16 protein-coding genes are annotated in these 19926 nt (G+C 46.3%); 8 read left to right on the forward strand and 8 right to left on the reverse strand.

What is annotated here, in order from left to right; genetic code table 11:
* Positions 1–2: 2 nt before the first annotated feature.
* The 3 genes from IJ23_RS10870 to IJ23_RS10880 form a co-directional block, all read right to left on the reverse strand.
* Positions 3–554 carry a YtfJ family protein gene (locus tag IJ23_RS10870; protein ID WP_033906268.1) on the reverse strand — a complete coding sequence of 184 codons (552 nt, stop codon included), beginning with the start codon at positions 552–554 and terminating at the stop codon, positions 3–5.
* 79 nt (positions 555–633) lie between these two features.
* Positions 634–1353: a carbonic anhydrase gene (locus tag IJ23_RS10875; protein ID WP_033906269.1), complete on the reverse strand. Its 720-nt coding sequence runs from the start codon at positions 1351–1353 to the stop codon at positions 634–636.
* A gap of 78 nt (positions 1354–1431) precedes the next feature.
* Positions 1432–2775 (reverse strand): OmpP1/FadL family transporter, encoded by a 1344-nt coding sequence (locus IJ23_RS10880; protein WP_050550082.1) that lies wholly within the window; start codon positions 2773–2775, stop codon positions 1432–1434.
* A gap of 770 nt (positions 2776–3545) precedes the next feature.
* On the opposite strand from IJ23_RS10880, the gene IJ23_RS10885 reads away from it, so the two are divergent.
* Genes IJ23_RS10885 through IJ23_RS10895 form a run of 3 tightly spaced genes read left to right on the forward strand, consistent with a single transcriptional unit; the run spans position 3546 to position 8078 of the window.
* Positions 3546–4721 carry an efflux RND transporter periplasmic adaptor subunit gene (locus IJ23_RS10885; protein WP_033906270.1) on the forward strand — a complete coding sequence of 392 codons (1176 nt, stop codon included), beginning with the start codon at positions 3546–3548 and terminating at the stop codon, positions 4719–4721.
* A 1-nt stretch (position 4722) separates the two neighbouring features.
* Positions 4723–6687 (forward strand): MacB family efflux pump subunit, encoded by a 1965-nt coding sequence (locus tag IJ23_RS10890; protein WP_033906271.1) that lies wholly within the window; start codon positions 4723–4725, stop codon positions 6685–6687.
* A 14-nt stretch (positions 6688–6701) separates the two neighbouring features.
* Positions 6702–8078 (forward strand): efflux transporter outer membrane subunit, encoded by a 1377-nt coding sequence (locus IJ23_RS10895; RefSeq protein WP_081886416.1) that lies wholly within the window; start codon positions 6702–6704, stop codon positions 8076–8078.
* Positions 8079–8174: 96 nt separating this feature from the next.
* Here IJ23_RS10895 and IJ23_RS10900 read toward each other — a convergent pair whose 3' ends face one another.
* Complete coding sequence (locus tag IJ23_RS10900) at positions 8175–8717, reverse strand: carboxymuconolactone decarboxylase family protein (protein WP_005374097.1); 543 nt, start codon at positions 8715–8717, stop codon at positions 8175–8177.
* A gap of 111 nt (positions 8718–8828) precedes the next feature.
* Between IJ23_RS10900 and IJ23_RS10905 the strand changes: the two genes are divergently transcribed.
* Complete coding sequence (locus IJ23_RS10905) at positions 8829–9428, forward strand: TetR/AcrR family transcriptional regulator (protein WP_033906273.1); 600 nt, start codon at positions 8829–8831, stop codon at positions 9426–9428.
* 155 nt (positions 9429–9583) lie between these two features.
* Here IJ23_RS10905 and IJ23_RS10910 read toward each other — a convergent pair whose 3' ends face one another.
* Positions 9584–10840, reverse strand: a complete 1257-nt coding sequence (locus IJ23_RS10910; protein WP_017819748.1) for a type 2 secretion system lipase — start codon at positions 10838–10840, stop codon at positions 9584–9586.
* A 466-nt stretch (positions 10841–11306) separates the two neighbouring features.
* Between IJ23_RS10910 and IJ23_RS10915 the strand changes: the two genes are divergently transcribed.
* Together IJ23_RS10915 and IJ23_RS10920 are read left to right on the forward strand one after the other, a co-directional pair.
* The gene (locus IJ23_RS10915; RefSeq protein ID WP_033906274.1) at positions 11307–13337 is read left to right on the forward strand and encodes a S8 family serine peptidase; all 2031 of its coding nucleotides are present in this window, start codon (positions 11307–11309) and stop codon (positions 13335–13337) included.
* Between the two features lie 9 nt (positions 13338–13346).
* Positions 13347–13709, forward strand: a complete 363-nt coding sequence (locus IJ23_RS10920) for an ATPase (protein WP_033906275.1) — start codon at positions 13347–13349, stop codon at positions 13707–13709.
* 85 nt (positions 13710–13794) lie between these two features.
* Here the strand turns inward: IJ23_RS10920 and phnX are convergent, their stop codons facing one another.
* The 3 genes from phnX to phnW all read right to left on the reverse strand — a co-directional run bounded on the left by phnX (position 13795) and on the right by phnW (position 17209).
* A complete protein-coding gene (gene phnX, locus IJ23_RS10925) occupies positions 13795–14610 on the reverse strand; it encodes a phosphonoacetaldehyde hydrolase (RefSeq protein ID WP_033906276.1) in 816 nt (271 codons plus the stop codon).
* Positions 14611–14699: 89 nt separating this feature from the next.
* On the reverse strand, positions 14700–16079 hold the full coding sequence (locus IJ23_RS10930; protein WP_033906277.1) for an aspartate aminotransferase family protein: 1380 nt from the start codon (positions 16077–16079) through the stop codon (positions 14700–14702).
* A 26-nt stretch (positions 16080–16105) separates the two neighbouring features.
* Positions 16106–17209 (reverse strand): 2-aminoethylphosphonate--pyruvate transaminase, encoded by a 1104-nt coding sequence (phnW, locus tag IJ23_RS10935; protein ID WP_033906278.1) that lies wholly within the window; start codon positions 17207–17209, stop codon positions 16106–16108.
* Between the two features lie 266 nt (positions 17210–17475).
* Here phnW and IJ23_RS10940 point away from each other — a divergent pair, with 266 nt between their 5' ends.
* Both IJ23_RS10940 and IJ23_RS10945 read left to right on the forward strand, forming a co-directional pair.
* Positions 17476–18486 (forward strand): putative 2-aminoethylphosphonate ABC transporter substrate-binding protein, encoded by a 1011-nt coding sequence (locus tag IJ23_RS10940; protein WP_152560918.1) that lies wholly within the window; start codon positions 17476–17478, stop codon positions 18484–18486.
* A gap of 325 nt (positions 18487–18811) precedes the next feature.
* A complete protein-coding gene (locus IJ23_RS10945) occupies positions 18812–19918 on the forward strand; it encodes a putative 2-aminoethylphosphonate ABC transporter ATP-binding protein (RefSeq protein WP_005395343.1) in 1107 nt (368 codons plus the stop codon).
* The last annotated feature ends 8 nt before the right edge of the window (positions 19919–19926 follow it).

Here is a 19926-nt window from a genome sequence, read left to right on the forward strand (position 1 = left end):
GTTTAGATATTCTGTTTAATCAGTTCGATGACGTGTGTGACTTCGTCTTGAGTTAAAGCCCCTTCTTTCACGAATAAAATTTCGCCTTGTTTATTTTGTACGATAATCGCAGAACTTTCTTGCTGCAGATCCCAAGTTGTTGCTAATACGCCATTTTTGTCTAACACCATGGAAGACCAAGAGAATGTCTTTTTGCTGTCCTCTGCCGACGATTTTACAAATGTACCGGTTCCCCAAATGGCGTCTTCTTGGTTGATCACGGTCGTGGTCTGATACTGATCTTCAGGAAAGTGAGCGGCAGTGATTGCTGACATCAGCGGCGCGTTCATCTCTTTAGCTATACTACGACCTGCAATGGCTTGTATCACACGGACTTTGCCTAACATCTGCTGAGTTGCCCAAGGTTGATAAGCCACATCGTCTCCTTGCAGCGTCATTTCGCCATAGGTATCAATGCTGACGGATGGGGTAGTTTGACCGACAGAAAGGTTATGAGAGAAGGCGAGTGTCGGGGCGAGTGCGAGTAAGAGTGACAGAACAGATGGAGTTTTCATTGGGGGTTCCTGTAACTAAGTGAGGTTAGAGCGAATCAAAATAAGGGGCAAATACGATGCCCCTTATCGGATTTGGCGATTAGTTAGAAAGTACAACGCGCGCATTTAACGGTTGCAGCGGACGATTGTTTTGTCCCATGACTTCCATCAGTTTCGCGGCTTGATCTTTGGATAAGGTTTGAGTGTCTTTAAGCACAAACCAGCGCACACCTTCTGAACATGGCGGTGTGGTTAAAGAGCCGTTAAATCGATAGTAGTTTGCAGTTTTTGGCAGTAAGTCTTTAATCTCAAACGTATCTTTAAAGAAAGTGGTTTGATTCTCTTGTGGGATTGCGTTGATCAGTTTAGACAGTGCTGCGTTTTGATCGCCAGCATCAAACATCACCGAAATTACCGCCAACTCGCCATTTGCGTTGGCGTGCACAAAGTGCGCTTCAAGTGGATATTGGCGGCCTTTGATTTGGTTTTCTGAAGGTGTGTGGAAATGGAACTGTTGCAGCTCGAACGTCTCGCCATCGATGGTGAAGCTGTTACGTCCGTTCACTTGCGCTTGCAGCGTATGACCATTGTTGGTTAAACCAATGACCTGACCAGTGTACGAAAGGTTCAGTGCTTCCAGTTTTGCATCGGCTGGGTTGTCGATGTTGATTGGGCTTTGGTTTTTCGTGGTTGCGCAGTCTTTGGCGATTTCTCCCCAGTGTTCTGGCCCGTGTTTGTCATTGCCATAGTCCCATTCAGAAGCCTGAGCCGCGCTTAGAGTGAGAAGTGAGAGTGAAAAAGCAAGTAGTGTTTTGTTCATAATAATGTCTCTGTTCGGTCGCCTTGATAAGCGTTGTTACAAGGCAATGACCTAGAGGTCTGATCACTGCCTGACAAATTAGAAACGGTGGCAGAGCTGGGTACCAATTAGGAACGCATTTGAATGGGTAACGCCCGTCACCATCGGTGCAGGAACACCTTCATACGCGTACTCTTCTACGTTGACATCTTCACCAATCAAGTACGTCATGCCGATGTCAACCGTGGTATCTGATGACCATTGGTAAGAGGCCCCCGCAGATAACCAGTGACGGTTCGAATCTGGGATAGAAAGCGAAGTCAGCTCATCGACAGGTGTTTTGTCGAACATGTAACCCGTGCGTAGTGTCCAACGTTCATTGGCGTACCAAGTCGCACCGATGGAGTAGTGCGCGGAGTCTTGCCACTGAAAATCTTTTAGCAACTGATCATCAGCTTTCAAGCTGTCAAATGCTGACCAACCAATCCACTGCACAGAATAGTGCAGGGCAAATTTAGGTAAGACGCGGTGATAACCGGAAAACTCCGCAATATCCGGTAGCGGCATAGCAAGCGAGTCGTACGATTCGCCAGCAAAGTGGATGTCACCCTTGGCATCAATGTTAGGGCTGTGCTTGTAGCTTAAACCTAAGCGATGACGTTCGTTAAACTCGTACATCATGCCAATGTTCGCGCCAAGCCCAATGCCGCCAGCTTCCACATCAAGTGCGTTGCCTTTTACGGATCCACAGCGTTGTTCTAGTTCGTTTCCAAGTATGTTCCCACCAACGCAAACACCCACGTCCATATCGCGGTACAGCTCACCAGAGCCGTAAATCACATCAATACCACCACCGATACTAAAACGATCGTTCACCTTGTATGCCAAGCTTGCGCCAAGGTTGACACTCGCTACGCTGGTGACACCGCCAAAAACAGGTGCGCCATAGTTTGGTTTAAACTCCATGTCGGTTCCGAAGTTGGAGTATGCCGATAAGCCTAGATACCAGTCGTCGTTGATAGGGTGAATAAAGTAAAAATTGGGTACAACGGCTGGTTGACCAACGCCATCGACGTCATCAATGTCGGTCACGGTTTGAGAGAAGGACGGGGTAATGTCAGCTTGAGGGGACGGAGGAAAACCACCCATACCAACATTGACATCCGCATTAATGTTAGCTCGATGATATTGCGCATTTTTAACGGTAACGTCAGGTTTGACGTAAGTGACACCGAACGATAAGGCATTTTGTTTAAACAGCGTCATCGCTGCGGCGTTACGGCTGACTACAGACGCATTATCACCAATGACGGCATCACCAGCAAAAGCACGACCAAGACCCGTCGCCGAATGTTCGTTAATTTGAAAACCACCGGCATACGCCGTCGAGGAGGCTAACCCGATTAATAAATAAATCGGTGAAAGAGTTAATTGTCGCTGCATGTTTTTCTCATGAATTAATTAGAAGTTGTATTGCAACGAAAATCAGTAAAATAAACAAATCTGACCAGTGCATTTAAGAGTAAAACTAACAGTGTGCTGACAATAAGTAAATTTAACTTAATAAATATTTATTGTTGAATTTATTAATGCTTCATGGCGTGAATATAGTGGTTATTTTACGTGTAAATTAAATCCTGAACCTCTATTTTTATTTTTGCGGTATTACTTCTCTATTTTTATTGTACTGACTGTTCCCTAACAAATAGAGGGAAATCCAGCGATAAAGTGTCCGTGATGGAAACTCTGAGTCATTTGTATTTCCATTGCATCCCAACGTTGGTAGTTCGAATCAGCAAGAGAACTATCGTTTAAACCCACATGACACACTCCTCTCGGTCTTACCTGTGTTATGTGGGTATTTTTTATTTAACTTATCACTTAACTCCTCTTGAAATTCAATAATTAAAAATGGCCATAATGAAATTTAAATTGATGGAATGTTGAATAATTTTGGATTTTACTGGTTTGTTGGTATTTAAAAGTTTTGTTTATAATACTTATAACTTGAATTTCTATATTAAAAATGGTCTTTGCTATACGTATTGAATAATAAAGTTTTGAAGTGACTATAATATCTCTGATTTTTCACGTTAGTGAAGTTATTCATTCAGTTTCTTGACGTTAATTTACCTATCTTTACGTCTCGTACCCTGTACGGCTAAGACAAATAGCAGTATAAAATCAAAACGATTATTTACTTCACTCCTGCTATGAAACTCAATAAAAAATGGCTCGTTTTGTGTGGCCTACTTGCTATTGGTGCTGGTGGTTATCATTATCTGCAACGTCCAGAACCCATTTCTCCTTACGCGACAGAAGTCGTTCGCAAAGGCAATATTGAAAAGGCGGTATTAGCCAACGGCATGTTGCAAGCGTCCAAATTGGTGAATGTAGGTGCGCAAGTATCTGGGCAAATTCAACGCCTCGCTGTGAACTTAGGGGATGAGATAAAACAGGGAGACTTGATTGCACAGATTGACAGCCTGACTCAGCAAAATAGCCTCAAAGAAGCCCAAGCGTCTCTTAATAGTCTCAACGCTCAGTACCAGGCTAAGCAAGCGCAGATTAAACAAGCAAACTATGAATACGTGCGCCAAAAAGGCATGTTGGCAGCGAAAGCGAGCTCACGAGCTGATTACGAGAATGCCGAAGCGACGCTCGCCATCTACAAAGCCGAGTTAGCGCAACTGGATGCCGAAATCGAGAAAGCCAAAATCAACGTCGACAATGCGCAGTTAGATCTCGGTTACACCACCATCAACGCACCGATGGATGGCACGGTGGTCTACACCGCGGTGGAAGAAGGACAAACCGTAAACGCCAATCAAACCACGCCAACGATTATCGAGTTAGCCAAGTTAGATACGATGACGGTGAAAGCCGAAATTTCGGAAGCCGATGTGATTTTTGTTCACCCAGGCCAAACGGCGCTGTTCACCATTTTAGGCAAACCGAATCAGCAGTTTAAAGGTACATTGCGCGCCATTGAGCCGGGGCCAACCATCATGGATGGCGATGACAGCGATTTGAGCATTTCAGATAGCGACGCCATTTACTACAACGCTGTATTTGATGTGAAGAACCCGCAAGGTATTTTGCGTATTGGCATGACTGCGCAAGTTTCGATTGTCCTTGAGCAATCGGAAAATACCTTGATTGTCCCTTCACAAGTGCTGCAAAAATCTGGCGGCAAAGGCAACTATACCGTGCCAGTGCTTGAACAGGGCCAAGTGGTGGAAAAGCCCGTGACAGTGGGTATTAACAACAAAGTGAACGCAGAAATTCTCTCAGGTTTGAAGGAGGGTGACCAGGTTGTTCTTGGCAATGCTATGGATGGAGAATCATCAAGCCGAGGTGATCGTCGTCGACCTCCAATGAGGTTCTAAGATGAGTAACGTGCTTTTAAAAGTTGAGGATTTAACTCGACGTTTTGTCTCTGGCGACGAGTCGCTTACTGTGTTGAACCACATTAATTTAGAGATAAAACGCGGTGAAATGGTCGCGATCGTGGGGGCTTCGGGCTCAGGTAAATCGACGCTGATGAATGTGCTCGGCTGCTTGGATAAACCGTCCAGCGGTCGATACTTCATTAATGGGCAAGATGTATCGACGTTGGAATCCGACCAACTGGCGGAGCTGCGCCGCGAGTATTTTGGCTTTATATTCCAGCGTTACCATCTGCTGGGGGATTTAACCGCGGTGGCAAACGTGGAAGTACCTGCGGTTTACGCGGGAGTTCCTCATCGTCAAAGAACGGAGCGAGCGCAGTCACTATTGGCTCGCTTGGGGCTGGAAGATCGTTTGACTCACAAGCCCAGCCAACTGAGTGGTGGCCAGCAACAGCGCGTGAGTGTTGCTCGTGCACTGATGAACGGTGGTGAGGTGATTCTCGCCGATGAGCCCACTGGCGCATTAGACAGTCACAGTGGGCAAGAGATGATGGCACTGCTTAAAGAATTGCATCAACTTGGGCATACGATCATCTTAGTGACTCATGATATGAACGTGGCGAACTTTGCGGATCGCATCATTGAAATCAAAGATGGTGAAATCATTGCAGATACGCCAAATACACAAGTTGTAATCAATGAGCAAGCAGCAAATACACCGAGCGCGTCTTTTCATCGCCCAGCGCAAGCCGCCAGTAAGTGGTGGAAGTGGGACAGTTTTATTGACGCGCTCAAAATGGCGCTGCTGGCGATGTCTAGCCACAGAATGCGCACGTTTTTGACCATGCTCGGCATCATTATTGGTATAGCCTCGGTGGTTTCCGTGGTGGCACTAGGTAATGGTTCACAACAGCAAATTTTGTCGAATATTTCATCCATGGGAACAAACACCATTGATGTCAGGCCGGGCAAAGGGTTTGGTGACCGCCGCTCCGGACGAGTGAAAACGCTAACCGCCGACGATGCTAAATCGTTGGAGAGTCTACCTTTTGTCGACAGTGTCACGCCGTCTTTATCCAACAGCTTAACCGTGCGTTACGCCAATCAGGATGCAACCGCGTCTGTGGAAGGGGTTGGGGAAGATTATTTCCGTGTGCGCGGTTATGAGATCGCCAAAGGTCAGTTTTGGGATGAAGAGAGTGTGAATTCGCTCGCCCAAGAAGCAGTGATTGATGACAACACCAGAAAGGAAATGTTTGCGGATAGAAATCCGATTGGTGAAGTGATTTTTCTAGGTTCATTGCCAGTGCGTATTGTGGGTGTCACGCAGAAAAAAGAAGACGCGTTTGGCAACAGCGACGCGCTGAAAATTTGGGTGCCATACACCACCATGTCGGGACGAATGATGGGACAACGCTACCTCAACGGCATTACTGTACGGATTGATGAGAACGCCCCAAGCGCAGCGGTAGAACAGAGCATCATCAACTTGTTAAAAATGCGTCACGGTACAGAAGATTTCTTCACGATTAACACTGACACCATTCGTCAGAGCATCGAGAAAACCACCGCCACCATGACGTTACTGATCTCAGCGATTGCGGTGATCTCCCTAATTGTCGGCGGAATTGGCGTAATGAACATCATGTTGGTGTCGGTGACAGAGCGCACGAAAGAGATCGGTGTACGAATGGCTGTGGGTGCGCGGCAAGCGGATATTTTGCGTCAGTTTTTGATTGAAGCGGTACTAGTGTGTTTGTGTGGTGGCATTGCTGGTATTGGCTTGGCGTTTTTGATTGGTTTTGCATTCAGTACATCTGGCAGCAGCTTCCAAATGATTTACTCAATGAACTCGATCATCTGGGCGTTTATTTGCTCAACGTTGATTGGCATCGCTTTCGGCTTTTTACCCGCTCGCAATGCAGCCAAACTCGATCCGATAGAAGCGCTAGCGAGAGACTAAAAATGAGTAACACAATGAAATTCAAGACTCGATTGGTCGCGGCTGCCTTAAGCGCAGTGTGGTTGTCAGGTTGTGGTTCGCTTATGCGTAGCGACTATCAAGCTCCTGAGGTGCAAGTGCCTGCAAATTGGCAACAGATGCATGTTGCGGGTGATGTCAGTATGGATCCTTGGTGGTTGGCGTTTAACGATCCAACTCTTAATCAATACATTACTCAGGTGTTGGCTCAAAATAACGATTTGACGCTGGCAACGCTAACGCTAAAGAAAGCGCGTTTACAGCTGGGTTTAGCGCAAGATGACCTTTTCCCTACGTTGAGTTCTTCCACATCAGGACAAGTTCAAAAATCTCTTGATAGCGGGGAATCGGCAGATAGTTACAGCACTAACTTATCCGTCAATTACGAGTTGGATTTATGGGGAAAAATCTCGGCAGACGTTGACCAAGCCAAGTGGTCGGCGATGGCAAGTCAACAAGATCGCGAGGCGACCGCACAAAGTTTGGTAGCAACGACGGCATCGCTATATTGGCAAATCGGCTATCTGCAACAGCGCTTAAACCTCAGCCAGCGTAATGTGGTAGACGCAGCTCAAACGCTACAATTGATTGAAAAACAGTACCAACTTGGCGCTGTGGATCAGTTAGATGTGCTTGAAGCCAAACGTACGTTGGCAAGCTTACAAGCGCAGCAAAGTGAGTTTGAACAGAGTTTACTTGAGGCAAACAACGCCTTTGCGATTTTGTTCAATCAACCGCCGAAGAGCATCAGTGCAAACATCCAAATGCTGCCTGAAGGCGATATGCCATCGTTGAGTGTTGGTGCTCCGTCTGATTTATTGATCCGCAGACCCGACATTAAAGCAGCGCTTTATGAAGTCAAAGCCGCGCTAGCAAATAAAGACGCAGCAGATTTAGACTACTTGCCCAAGCTGACGCTCACTGGGGCTTTGGGTGGATCGTCACAAGCGCTCAAAGACCTGCTTTCCAACCCGATCGGCAGTTTAGGTGCGGATATGACGTTGCCGTTTTTGCAGTGGAATGAGATGAAAAATAGCCAAGCCATTGCCGATTTAGACTATCAATCGGCTATTGTGAGTTATCGCCAAGTGTTGTACGCCGCATTCCAAGATGTCGAAAATGCCTTGTCAGCACGCGAGAAATTGACGTATCAGGCGGCGCGTTTACAAGAGCAATATGATGCCGCAAGTGCCGCTGAGTCCATATATGCTGCGCGGTATCAGTATGGCTCGACATCGATCATGGACTATTTGAATGCCCAAGAAGACACCAGAAACGCACAAGCTTCTTTGTTGGAGAACCGCTACAACCAGTTTCTCACTCAGGTTACGCTTTACCAGTCTTTAGGAGGAACCGACGTTGCGCCGTTGTAATTAGGTGTCAGCTCACACTAGCGAAGCGCCATGCAACAAAGCCTTTTTTGAAGGTATTACTGGTCCCATGAATGGGACCAGTAATAAAAGCTTAAGTTACTTGGCGAACTTCTTGAAAGGTGCATCAACCGGGGTGTCAGCTAGGTGATTGGTGTAGTTACTCATCACTTTTTGCGCTAGACCAAGAACAATTTCAAGCAGTTGCTGCTGTCCGTAACCTGCCGCAAAGAATTTCTCTATCTGAGACTCTTCCACTACACCACGTTGACGCACCATTTGAAGCGTTGTTTCTCGTAGTGTTTCAAGTTTTTCGTCTGCCAATGGTGTTTGGTTGACGAGAGCATCAACAATCTCCTGATCCACTTTCATTGACGCCGCGATCGCACTATGAGCAGGAACGCAGTAGTGACAACCATGTTCAACGTTGATGGTTTGCCATACGACGGTCAATTCTTCTGCGTTAAATGATGTTTGTTGAAAGAGCTCATGCACGACTTGATAACCCTCAAGCAAGGTTGGCGCTTCAGCCATAACAGCATGAAGATTTGGTAGCATGCCAAACGCTTTGACTGAATTTTCAATCAGGTGCTTTGATCCTTCGGGTGCGTTTTCTGCGGTATACAGTTTAAATTCTGCCATGTTTAAATCTCCTGTAATTGGATATGAGCGGATTAGGCAAGAACAGGATAGTTGATTTTGAGCGGTCGCTCAATATAAAATTGAGCATATGTTCAAAATTGATAATTGCTCATGGCGAATACAAAGAAATTCCAACGTGATGAAGTGGTGAAAGCTGCCTCGGATCTATTCTGGAAGAAAGGTTTTCATGCAACATCTACACGTGATTTACAAGATAGCGTTAATCTGCGTCCTGGAAGTATTTATGCGACGTTTGGGTCAAAAGAGGGGCTATATTGTGAAGCGCTAAAAATGTACGTTGCGAACTTACAAGCCCTGTTTGAGTTGCATTTAACTCAGAACACAACGGTTCTAGATGCAATAGAAGCTTTCGCGATTGATGTGGTTATCAATCAGCGAGACTCCAATCCCAGTGAAGTGTGCATGTTAGTCAAATCAGCAAGTGAATTTGCTGAGGATTTTAATGCTCTGCGCAATCAAACAAACAGCTTAGCAAACCAATTTGAATCTTTTCTTGCAAAGCTGTTTGAGCGAGCAATCGAGAATGGCGAAATTGAAGCTCAGGATACATTGCTTCTTGCTCAGTTGTTCCAGGTTCAGTTTACGGGTATACGAGCCTACTCATACCGCAGTGATGATGTAACCTTAAAGACGTTGATCTCTATTATGGTGGACAGTTTCCGCGGTAACGTACCAAAAACAGAAAGCTGAATGAGGCTGCTCAAAGTCAACGTCTCTAAATCAACGGCTTGAAGTAAGCGAGCTCAAATAAACCCGTTATCGGGGTTCGATATCGATAAAAAATGACCACGAAGCATCGTGGTCATTTTTATGCAGATTAACTTGCAATGAACAACAACGGCTCATTAAAAGCGAAACTCTTCTAAGTTATTGCTGCTTTCTAACATTTTTTCAGCCACATAACGATGCGTTGCTGTGGTTGGGTGAGTCACATCCCAGAACACGAACTTATCTGCGCCAGATGCTGCACATTCAGAACGTAATGAGTGAGTGTACATGTAGTCAACAGAGGATGAACGGTTGATGTCTAAGCAAGGGTCGCTTGCATTTACGAAACCGTGTTCTTCTGGTGCCGAGGTTAACTTCTCAAACAGTGCGTGTGTATCAAACAATGCGATGTTGTAGCCTTGGGCTTTGTAGTACATCGCTTGTGCTTTGATGAACTCGTTCATCTTCAATACTTTCGCACGAATCGTTTCAATTTCTTCCTGTGTTGAGTATTTGAACTGTGGTGCTTTGGTTGCATCAGGCAGTGTCATCAACATGAAGTTCTTCGCGCCAGCGTCTGTTAAACGAATCAGAGCTTCAGCGTAATCCGCTTTTACTTCCGGCACGCTACGGTTGTAGTTCATGAAGTCATTTAAACCAAACTCTAACGTAAACAATGTGTTAGCAGGGTTGTAGTTCTTCGCCAGCTTTGTGTAGGTTAAGTAAGAAGAAACTTGTTCGCCGACACCAGTTAGCGCGATGTATTGGTTTTCACCTGCTGCGCCACCAACTGCCCAGTTGTATAGCGGTAAGTTTTTGGCTTTAGCAACGTATTCCGTCCAAACAAAACCGTTTGAGAAGTGACCCAAGAACCAGCTATTCGGGTTAGGAAAGCGCCATTGGGACGCGTTAAAGATGTTGCCTGTATCAGACAAGCTATCACCCAAAGCCACTACCTTGTTGATTTGATCTGGTTGCATTGCAGCATCATTGCTCCAGATCGTGTGGTTATAAGAATAACGATTGTCGGCAGCAAAAAATGTAATGTCTGCGTTCTCGTTCGCTAGATCTAGTGTTTCCTCACAACGCTGGCGAATTACGTTTTGTGAGGTATTGGTGTAGAACATGTTTTTAAATGAAACAGAGCTCCACCAATAACCATCGATAGTGAAGTCACTACCATCTTGGTTTTTTGCCCATTTCCAATCGGTAGCCGCATCGTCCTTGGAGTGGCTCGTACGATACCAGCATCGAACGTACGTATAAGTTTGATTTTCTTGCGCGCTAACCACTTCAGCCGCAGAAACCATTGCTGGTGATAAAGTTGGCTCCTCTGCAATGGCGGAGGCAAGCGGAAGTAATGCAGTTAATAGTGTGATTGTTTTTTTCATCATTCACTCTTCTTGTAATGGTTATTGTTCCGAATGCGTGAATACGCTCGGCTATAACAGTATTTAGATGAGAATTTTTCTCACTAAACCTTCTAATTCTGAGTAAATGCTCAAGACAGTCAACAACTAAATATTCAATATTTCAGTTTTGGCACCACGGTCAAAAAATCCATTCAGCATAGCAATCGATTAAATGGGTGATATTTAGAATAATTACTCACTAACATTAATTTAACATTCACTTTTTGTTAATTAAGTAATTGCTTTATAAGGTTTTGTTGATGATTTTTAATGTTAACTTAAAGTGTTTATTGAATGATCTTTTGTACAAATTTGTATATTCATGAAACAAATTGTTTGGCATTTTTGCTCTGTAAACTATAGCTGAAGCTCTCATGCAAACATCATGATGATGACTTTTCATGAGAATATAGTGAATAAAAATTAGCTCAAATAAGGAATAGGGCAAATGCACTACACAACAAGTAAAAAACAAGGCTTATTTTCGTTGTCTGCTGTAGCAATAGCACTGACCACTTCGATGTCAGCGTTTGCGGCTCCACCAATGGGATTTGATGAATCTAAGTTACCGACGAAGTACATCGTCAAATTCAAAGAAGATGCAGTCAGCCGTTCTTCAATGGGTGGTAACTCATTCTGGGGGCCACGAATCGCGCAGGAGTCTGTTCTAGAACAGGTGAAGGCACGTAAGGTGGAAAAACTGGGCAATCGCGCCATTTACAGCGTTGAACTGGATGGCGATGACTTAGAGCCGCTTCGCAATCGTAGTGATGTGGAATACGTGGAAGTCGATCCACCTCGCTATTTGCTCAGCGAAACGACCCCATGGGGATATGAAGCGGTTAATGCTCAACTGCTAGCTGACTTCAATGCGGGTAATCGCACTGTATGTATTATCGATTCAGGGTACGACATTTCGCACAACGACCTAAGCGGTAACCGCGTTGCTGGTACTAACGATAGTGGTACGGGATCATGGAGTGATCCGGGTAACAACAATGCCCACGGTACTCACGTCGCGGGTACGATTGCTGCGATTGCCAACACCGAAGGTGTAAAGGGTGTGATGCCAAACCAGAATGTTAATTTGCACATCGTGAAAGTATTTAACGAATCGGGTTGGGGTTACTCATCTGGGCTTGTTAAAGCAATCCAGACCTGTGCCGATAATGGTGCTAACGTTGTGAACATGAGCCTTGGTGGTAGTCAATCAAGCCGAACTGAGCAAAATGCACTGCAAAATATTTACGATCAAGGCGTTCTATTGATCGCCGCTGCGGGTAATGATGGCAATACAGCGCACAGCTATCCAGCTTCTTATGACTCAGTGATGTCTGTTGCGGCTGTTGATAATCAAAATGATCATGCGGCGTTCTCACAATCTACTAATCAAGTTGAGATCTCAGGCCCGGGTGTGGCGATCTTATCAACGGTTACGGTAGGTGAAGGTAAACTTTCTGATATTACCTTGAATGGTGTAAGCCAGTTTGATCGTGGGATTGTTCCTCACAATCGTTTGATCAATAACGGTTCTTCGTATGTTCCGGATCCAATCGCGGGTTCAGTAACGGCAACGCTAGATAGCTGTGATGTATCTGGCGGTAACGTTAACTGTGGTGATATGTCGGGCAAAATTTGTTTGACTGAGCGTATCGGCAACCAGTCTTCAGGAAACTACCCTGAAGTGGATGCGGTTCAGGCTTGTTACAATGCGGGTGCGCGAGCTGCAATCGTATACAGCAACTCTGAACTACCTGGTTTACAAAACCCTTTCTTGGTAGACACAAACAACGCTTATCGTATGGTTTCGGTAACGGTTGATCGTGCATTTGGTCAAGAGCTGTTGGGGTATGTTGGTCAGGAAATTACTGTTGCAACAACCTCTGGTGAAGATTACGAGTACTACAATGGTACATCAATGGCGACACCGCACGTAACGGGCGTAGCTGGCTTGGTGTGGAGTTACCACCCAACCTGTACAGCAGCGCAAGTACGTAATGCCCTAGTGAAAACTGCAACAGATATTGATGTTGCTGGTCGAGACAACCGTACTGGCCACGGCCTAGTTAATGCTGAAGCGGCGAAGCTGTTCTTGGACGCTGGCTGTAATGGACCTGATGGTGGTAGCTCTTCGGACTCTAGCTTCTCAAATACCAGCCCTGTTGCGATTCCAGATAATAAATCTTCTGGCGTAATCAGTGCAGTAGAAGTCGATCGCTCTGGTGATTCAGGCACAGTAAGTATTGACGTTGATATTAGCCACACTTACATCGGTGATCTACGAGTGACTTTAACGTCACCGACTGGTGGAGAAGTTGTACTTCACAATAATACTGGCGGCAGCGCTAACGATATAAAAAACACGTTCCAAGCGGATTTTTCTGGTTTTGAATCGCAAGGCACATGGGAACTAAAAGCGGTGGACAGTGCCAGAAGAGACACAGGCACCATCAACAGTTGGACTCTGACCTTTCAATAAGGAGTGACTATGAAGAAGTTGACCTTACTTTCTTTGTCTGTGGTAGGCGCTACCGCACTATTGGCAATCGGACTGAGCTCAAGCAGCTTGGCAAACAATCAAGGATTTCCTCTCGTGGATGAACGCCAAGATCAAGCCGAGCAGCAACCTGCACGCTACTTTGTTAAGTATCATGAAAGAAAAGAGAGCGAGGTGAGAGCGCTTCTTCGTCAGCACAACATTGAAGTGGTCGACGCTCTGGTGAAACAACACGTGTTGGTTGTGGTGGGTGAACAGGCGGAAGTCGAGAAGCTCGCCGCTCACGATGCGGTCGAATACACCGAGCAAGAGCCGACAAGGAAGCTGCTATCTAACGGAACTACGCTTCAATAAGCCAAACCTCCTTAAGATAGTGCCAAAAAGAAAAGCGCCCCTCACGTAAGGGGCGTTTGTTTCATTTATTTGTGGAAGATGAAGACTAAGGACGCTCACCTGCTGCTAGGCGACGTTCGATATCTGCAACCACTTCTGGGAAGTCAGCGATCGTATCGATAAGGTAGTGCGGCGAGTTCTTGAGCAGTTTTGCACGCGCTTTTTCACGAGCGGCATCAAGCGTTGCTTCGTCCGCGGCTTGGTATTCTTCAAAAGTTAGACCTGCTTCGTTACCAGAAAGCAGCAAACCAACGGTCCACATACCAGCGTTATGACCTTCATCGATGCCCGGTGCGGCGTCATCCACTTTGATACACGCATTAACGTCGGTAACATTCAGCTCAATCACGTTTTTCAGTGCCATAAATGGTGCTGGGCGACCACCTTGCGACAGGTCATCCGTTGCTACTACGTAATCCGGTTTGTAGCCGTAATCCGCAGCCACAGGAATCAGCACATCCATCACTTCGCGGGGGTAACCAGAACAAGAACCGATCTTGATGCCTTTGTCTTTCAGACCGTTCACAACTTCAATCGCATTAAGGATTGGGTCTGCATGGTCCGCCACTTTTGCTTTTTGTAGCGGCATGAATGCTGCGTAGATAGCGTCGATATCTTCGCTGGTCATTGAGCGACCAAACTTCTCATTCCAGCGCTTATCAACGGCAGGAATACGACCCACTGCTTGGATGTGATCCCACTTGCCAAGACCCATTGGTTCGCGCGCTTCTTCAAGGTCGATTTCAAAATCAAAGCCTTGTTTGAATGCTTCCACAAAGATGCTAGTTGGCGCAAAAGAGCCGAAATCGACGATAGTGCCAGCCCAGTCAAAGATCACTGCTTGAATTGGTGAGTTGCTCATGTTCAATCCTTTTTCTTGCTTGCCAGAGCGCTGCCTACACATTGGAACCGCGCTCTGGATAAATTGGTTTTTGTTGAGGTCAGTCGACCCTAAAAGTAGTTAAAGTCTTTGCACACTTTGGCGATGGCTTCTTCGAAAATTGCCAACGCTTCTGTCAGTTGTTCGCGAGTGATGATCAGCGGTGGGCTGAGTTGAATCACGTTACCTTGCGATACCTTGAAACTCACTCCGTTGTTGAGGCATTGGTACAGCACAGCTTCCGCTTCGTCATACGCGCGTGCTTTGCTTTCGTGGTCAGTGACCAGTTCAATGCCCCATAACATGCCGATGCCACGCACATCACCAATCACTGGGTACTTAGCTTTCATCTCTAGCAACTTTTCACGCATGAACTGGCTGTCAGCTTTGGCTTTATCTAGCAAGCCGTCTTGCTCAATAGCTTCCATGGTTGCCAGTGCTGCAGCACAACCGATAGGGCTTTTCTCATGAGTGTAATGGCCCATGGAGATTTGCTCGGCGGTGTTGTATTTGTCTTTGGTTACCATGGCTGCGATAGGCACTAAGCCACCACCCAAACCTTTACCGATGCAGAGCATATCTGGCTCGATGTCGTAGGCTTGGTAGGTAAACCATTCACCACTGCGACCCATGCCGTTAGGGATGTCGTCGATGATCAGCATGACATTTTGTTTGTCACAGATTTCGCGGATGCGTTTCCAATAGGCTTTACTCGGCACTTGTACGTCGGTATTACGAACTGCTTCTGCGATAAACGCGCCCACGCCACCTTCTTTCTCAATCACGTATTCGAGGTAATCGGCGTAATGCACATCGCTGCCGTCCGCGACTGGGAAAGCACCACGGTAAGATACGGCTGGTGGGATTCGCTCAACACCTGCCATTAATGGTCCCATGCCTTGGCGGAAACACGCTTCGCCACCCACTGAGATGGCATCCAACGATGCGCCGTGGAAGGAGTCCCACAACGACACCACCTTGTAGTTGCCCGTGATGTGGCGTGCTAATTTAAGAGCCATGCCAACCGCAGATGTGCCACCCGGAGCAAACAACACTCGATTCAACTCGCCGCCACAGATTTGGGTGAGTTTTTCGGCACATTCAACCGCGGTTTCATTGGTAAAACGACGTGGTGAAAACGGCAGTTTGGCAATTTGCTCTTGCACACGTTTAATCACATGCGGATGACCGTAGCCTAGCTGATGGACGTTATTGCCATGGAAGTCCATGTACTTTTTACCGGTAGCATCTTGGATGTAGATGCCTTCTGCTGCTTCCAAGGTATCTAAGCAAGGCGTTGACATGGCTTGATGAAGAAAGACCTCCGAATCACGCTTGAGTAATGCTTGCGTGCGTTCATCGTCCATCGATGCATTCCATGCTTGGCGCGCTGGTGTCGTGTTGACATCGCCTTCGCTGCGGAAATGGGTCGGTTTGATATTCTGAGTCATAACGCTCTCTCAATCAGAAGGCTGCTTTACGCAACTTGCCAGTACATTGCTTTTTCAATCGCACCGATTAAGCGCTCGATATCTGCTGGGTAAACTTCGCCAATGTTGCCGATACGGAAGCAATCTGCGTTCGATACCTTACCCGGATAAATCACAAAACCTTGCTCTTTCAAACGCGTGTAGAACGCTTTGAACTGGTAATCACTGTGCGTCGGAGAGTAGAAAGAAGTGATGATTGGCGAGTGAAGGTCATCACTCAGTAGTGGCTCAAATCCCAGAGAACGCATACCTGCAACCAGTGTTTTCTGGTTAGTTTGGTAACGGTGATGACGAGCCTCAATGCCGCCTTCTTGTTCCAGCTCTAACAAGGCTTGGTAGAAAGCGCGAACCGTGTGCGTTGGAGACGTGAAACGCCATTTACCGTGGTTCACTTCCATGCAGTGCCACTGGTCGTAAAGATCAAGGCTCAAAGAACGTGCCTGACCTTGGCACTTTTCGATCTCAGTTTGTTTCGCAATCACAAAGCCAAAGCCCGGCACGCCTTGAATACATTTGTTTGCAGAGCTGATCATAAAATCGATGCCTAGCTCTGCGATATCGATAGGAATGCCACCAAAGCTCGACATGGCATCGAGAATCACCACTTTACCGTGCGCTTTTGCCGCAGAAGCAAATGCCTCAATTGGATTCAGCATGCCAGAGGTTGTCTCACAGTGAACAATGGCCACGTGTGTGATCGCAGGATCCGATGCCAATGCAGTTTCCACCTCGTTCAAGTGTGGCTGTGATGTTTCGCCTGGGGAAACTACATGGCATGGAATATTTAGGTAATCAGCGATCTGAGCGATACGTGCACCGTAAGCACCGTTGTCGACAACCAACAACTTTCCATCTTTGCCAATGGCGCTGCCAATTGTCGCTTCTACTGATGCGGTGCCGCTACCTTGCATTAGTACGCTGGTGTAGCCGTCTTGTTGAGTTGCCAGTTTTACAAGCTTAGTGCGGATCACTTCTACGATGTCTTTGTTGTATTCATCATCCCAAGTACACCAGTCTTTTAGCATGGCTTCACGTACTGTTTCAGAAGTAGATAGAGGACCTGGAGTCAGTAGTAGGTATTCGTTTTTCATCTCGATTTCCATCAGAATAGGCTGGTTGGTCTACACCAAATTTCAAGCTCACTCTATCGAGGAAGAAAAGGGCAGTAAATAGGCGAATCTCCAATTTCATAAAACTTTAATATCCAGAAAATGGCGGATCAATTGAACGATTATTCATCGCAAACTTTCGTAAAACTGCCATTTAATGGTCATGATTTCGTCATAAAGGCTCAGTAGGGTGTATATCGTCAACTGGTACAGACCAAATGAAAACTTAGCCAAATTAACTGGAGAAAATGATGAAAAACCGTTTGATGAAAGGATCGCTGGCTGCACTTGTCTCTCTGCTAGCTACGAATGCAATGGCAGCACAGGAAGTCACGGTTTACACCGCTTTCGAAACTGACATTCTTGCTAAATACAAGTCTGCGTTTGAGAAAGATAACCCAGATATCAAGATTAAGTGGGTTCGCGATTCAACCGGTATCATGACGGCGAAATTGCTGGCAGAAAAGAACAACCCTCAAGCGGAAGTGGTTTGGGGTCTTGCTGGCTCGTCAATGGCACTGCTTAAAGATGAAAGTCTTCTTAAGCCTTACACACCAAAAGGTTTGGAAGAGCTGCACGCGAACCTAAACGACCCTCAATCAAACCAAGCTTGGTTCGGTAACGATGCGTTCTTTAACGCAGTTTGTTTCAACGAAGCGGTAGCGAAACAACTTAACCTACCGAAACCAACGTCTTGGGAAGACCTCACAAAGCCGGTTTACAAAGGTCACATTGCAATGCCGAACCCAGCTTCTTCAGGCACTGGCTACATGCAGGTTTCTGCTTGGCTACAAAACATGGGAGAAGATCAGGCATGGAACTACATGCGTGACCTAGACAAGAACATTGCACACTACACGCACTCGGGCTCTAAGCCATGTGTTCAAGCGGGCATGGGTGAAGTGGCTATCGGTATTTCGATGGCAAGCCGCGGCGCGAAGCTGAAAACACAAGGCGCACCACTAGCGGTTATCACACCAAAAGGTATCGGCTGGGAATCAGAAGCCGTTGGTCTTGTAAAAGAGTCGGATGCAGCGAAGCGCGTTGTCGACTGGTCAATCTCTAAAGCAGCAAACGAGCTTTACGTAGAAATGTATCCGGTGGTTGCACATAAAGAAGTGAAAGCGACTGTGTCTAACTTCCCTAATGTTCAAGAGAACATGGCGAAGATGGACTTCGCGCAAATGGGCAGTAAGCGTGCAGAGATTCTAGCAGCATGGTCTGAGAAGTTCGATGCGAAATCAGAGCCAAAATCTTAATTGAATTTGCTTTGAGTTGAATGCTGAAATCCACCTCGGTTGAGGTGGATTTTTTGTTTTCTCTGTTATTTCAGAGTTTGCTGAAAGTAGATTCCTAGTCTCACCTAGGTTCGCTGGAATGACGGACTTAAGAAAGTTGGGAGCTTCTATCCGCACTTACAACGTCATTCTCGAGAGCGACGAAGGAGTGAGTCGGGAATCTCTAATTGTCACCTAAACAAACCTCATCGCCCTTCATCTATTTGTCATCTTCTGGCTATAAATTTGTCATTGGAACGTAATACTCCAAAACTAAAGTTGGTATATACCATTTGGAGCGTGTGTTATGTCAACTAACCAACATTACCTAAATATCGAAAATGTAGTGAAGCAATTCGGACAATTCACTGCATTAAAGAAAATCTCGCTAGCGATTGAAAAGGGCGAGTTCGTTTGTTTTCTTGGTCCTTCTGGCTGCGGTAAAACCACTCTGCTACGTGCCATTGCAGGTTTAGACTTGCCAACGTCTGGTGCGATTTTTCAAAACGGTCAAGAGACCACATTCCTACCACCAGAGAAGCGCGATTTCGGCATCGTATTCCAATCTTACGCGCTGTTTCCGAACTTAACTGTGCAAGAGAATATTGCGGTGGGTTTGAAGAACCAAGGCATGTCGACCAAAGAAGCGTTAGAGAAGGTGGATTATTGGTTAGAAACCATTGGTCTTCCAACCTCTGGCGAGAAATTCCCGAACCAACTTTCCGGTGGTCAACAACAGCGTGTTGCTTTGGCTCGTGCATTAGCTTTGTCTCCGGGTCTACTGCTGCTTGATGAGCCATTATCGGCGCTGGATGCAAAAGTACGTGTTCACTTACGTGATGAGATTTGTAAGCTGCAACGCAAGCTAGGCATTACCACCATCATGGTTACGCACGATCAGGATGAAGCGTTGTCGATGGCGGATCGTATCGTGGTAATGAACCATGGTGTGATTGAGCAAGTCGGCACACCTCAAGAGATCTACCAACAACCAGCCACGCGCTTTGTCGCTGAGTTTGTCGGCAGCATGAACTTTATTGAAACCTCAGTCGCAACGGACTCCCAAGTACGCATTGCAGAAACCCTAATGCCAGCGCCAAGCTTGACCAATCGTAAGATCCAACGTGGTGACCGCTTTGACCTTGCGGTGCGTCCTGAAAGCATCAAGTTCGTTGAAAACTACAACAACTCTTTACCTGTGCGAGTTACCGCAACCGAGTTTTTAGGGGCGTTTTTCCGCATTGATTGCGTATTGCAAAACGACAGCTCAACGAAAACCATCGTCGTGGATGTGCCTGTGGAAACGGTTCAAAAACTCAATATCAAGGCGGGCGATGTACGTTACATCCAGTTTGCTGAAGAAGGGCTACATGGTTACGCCGTGCCCTCGGTTGATAAAGCGCTAGCAGCGTAGGTGTAAAC

The organism is Vibrio sp. OY15, assembly GCF_000742455.1.
GTDB lineage: Bacteria > Pseudomonadota > Gammaproteobacteria > Enterobacterales > Vibrionaceae > Vibrio > Vibrio alginolyticus.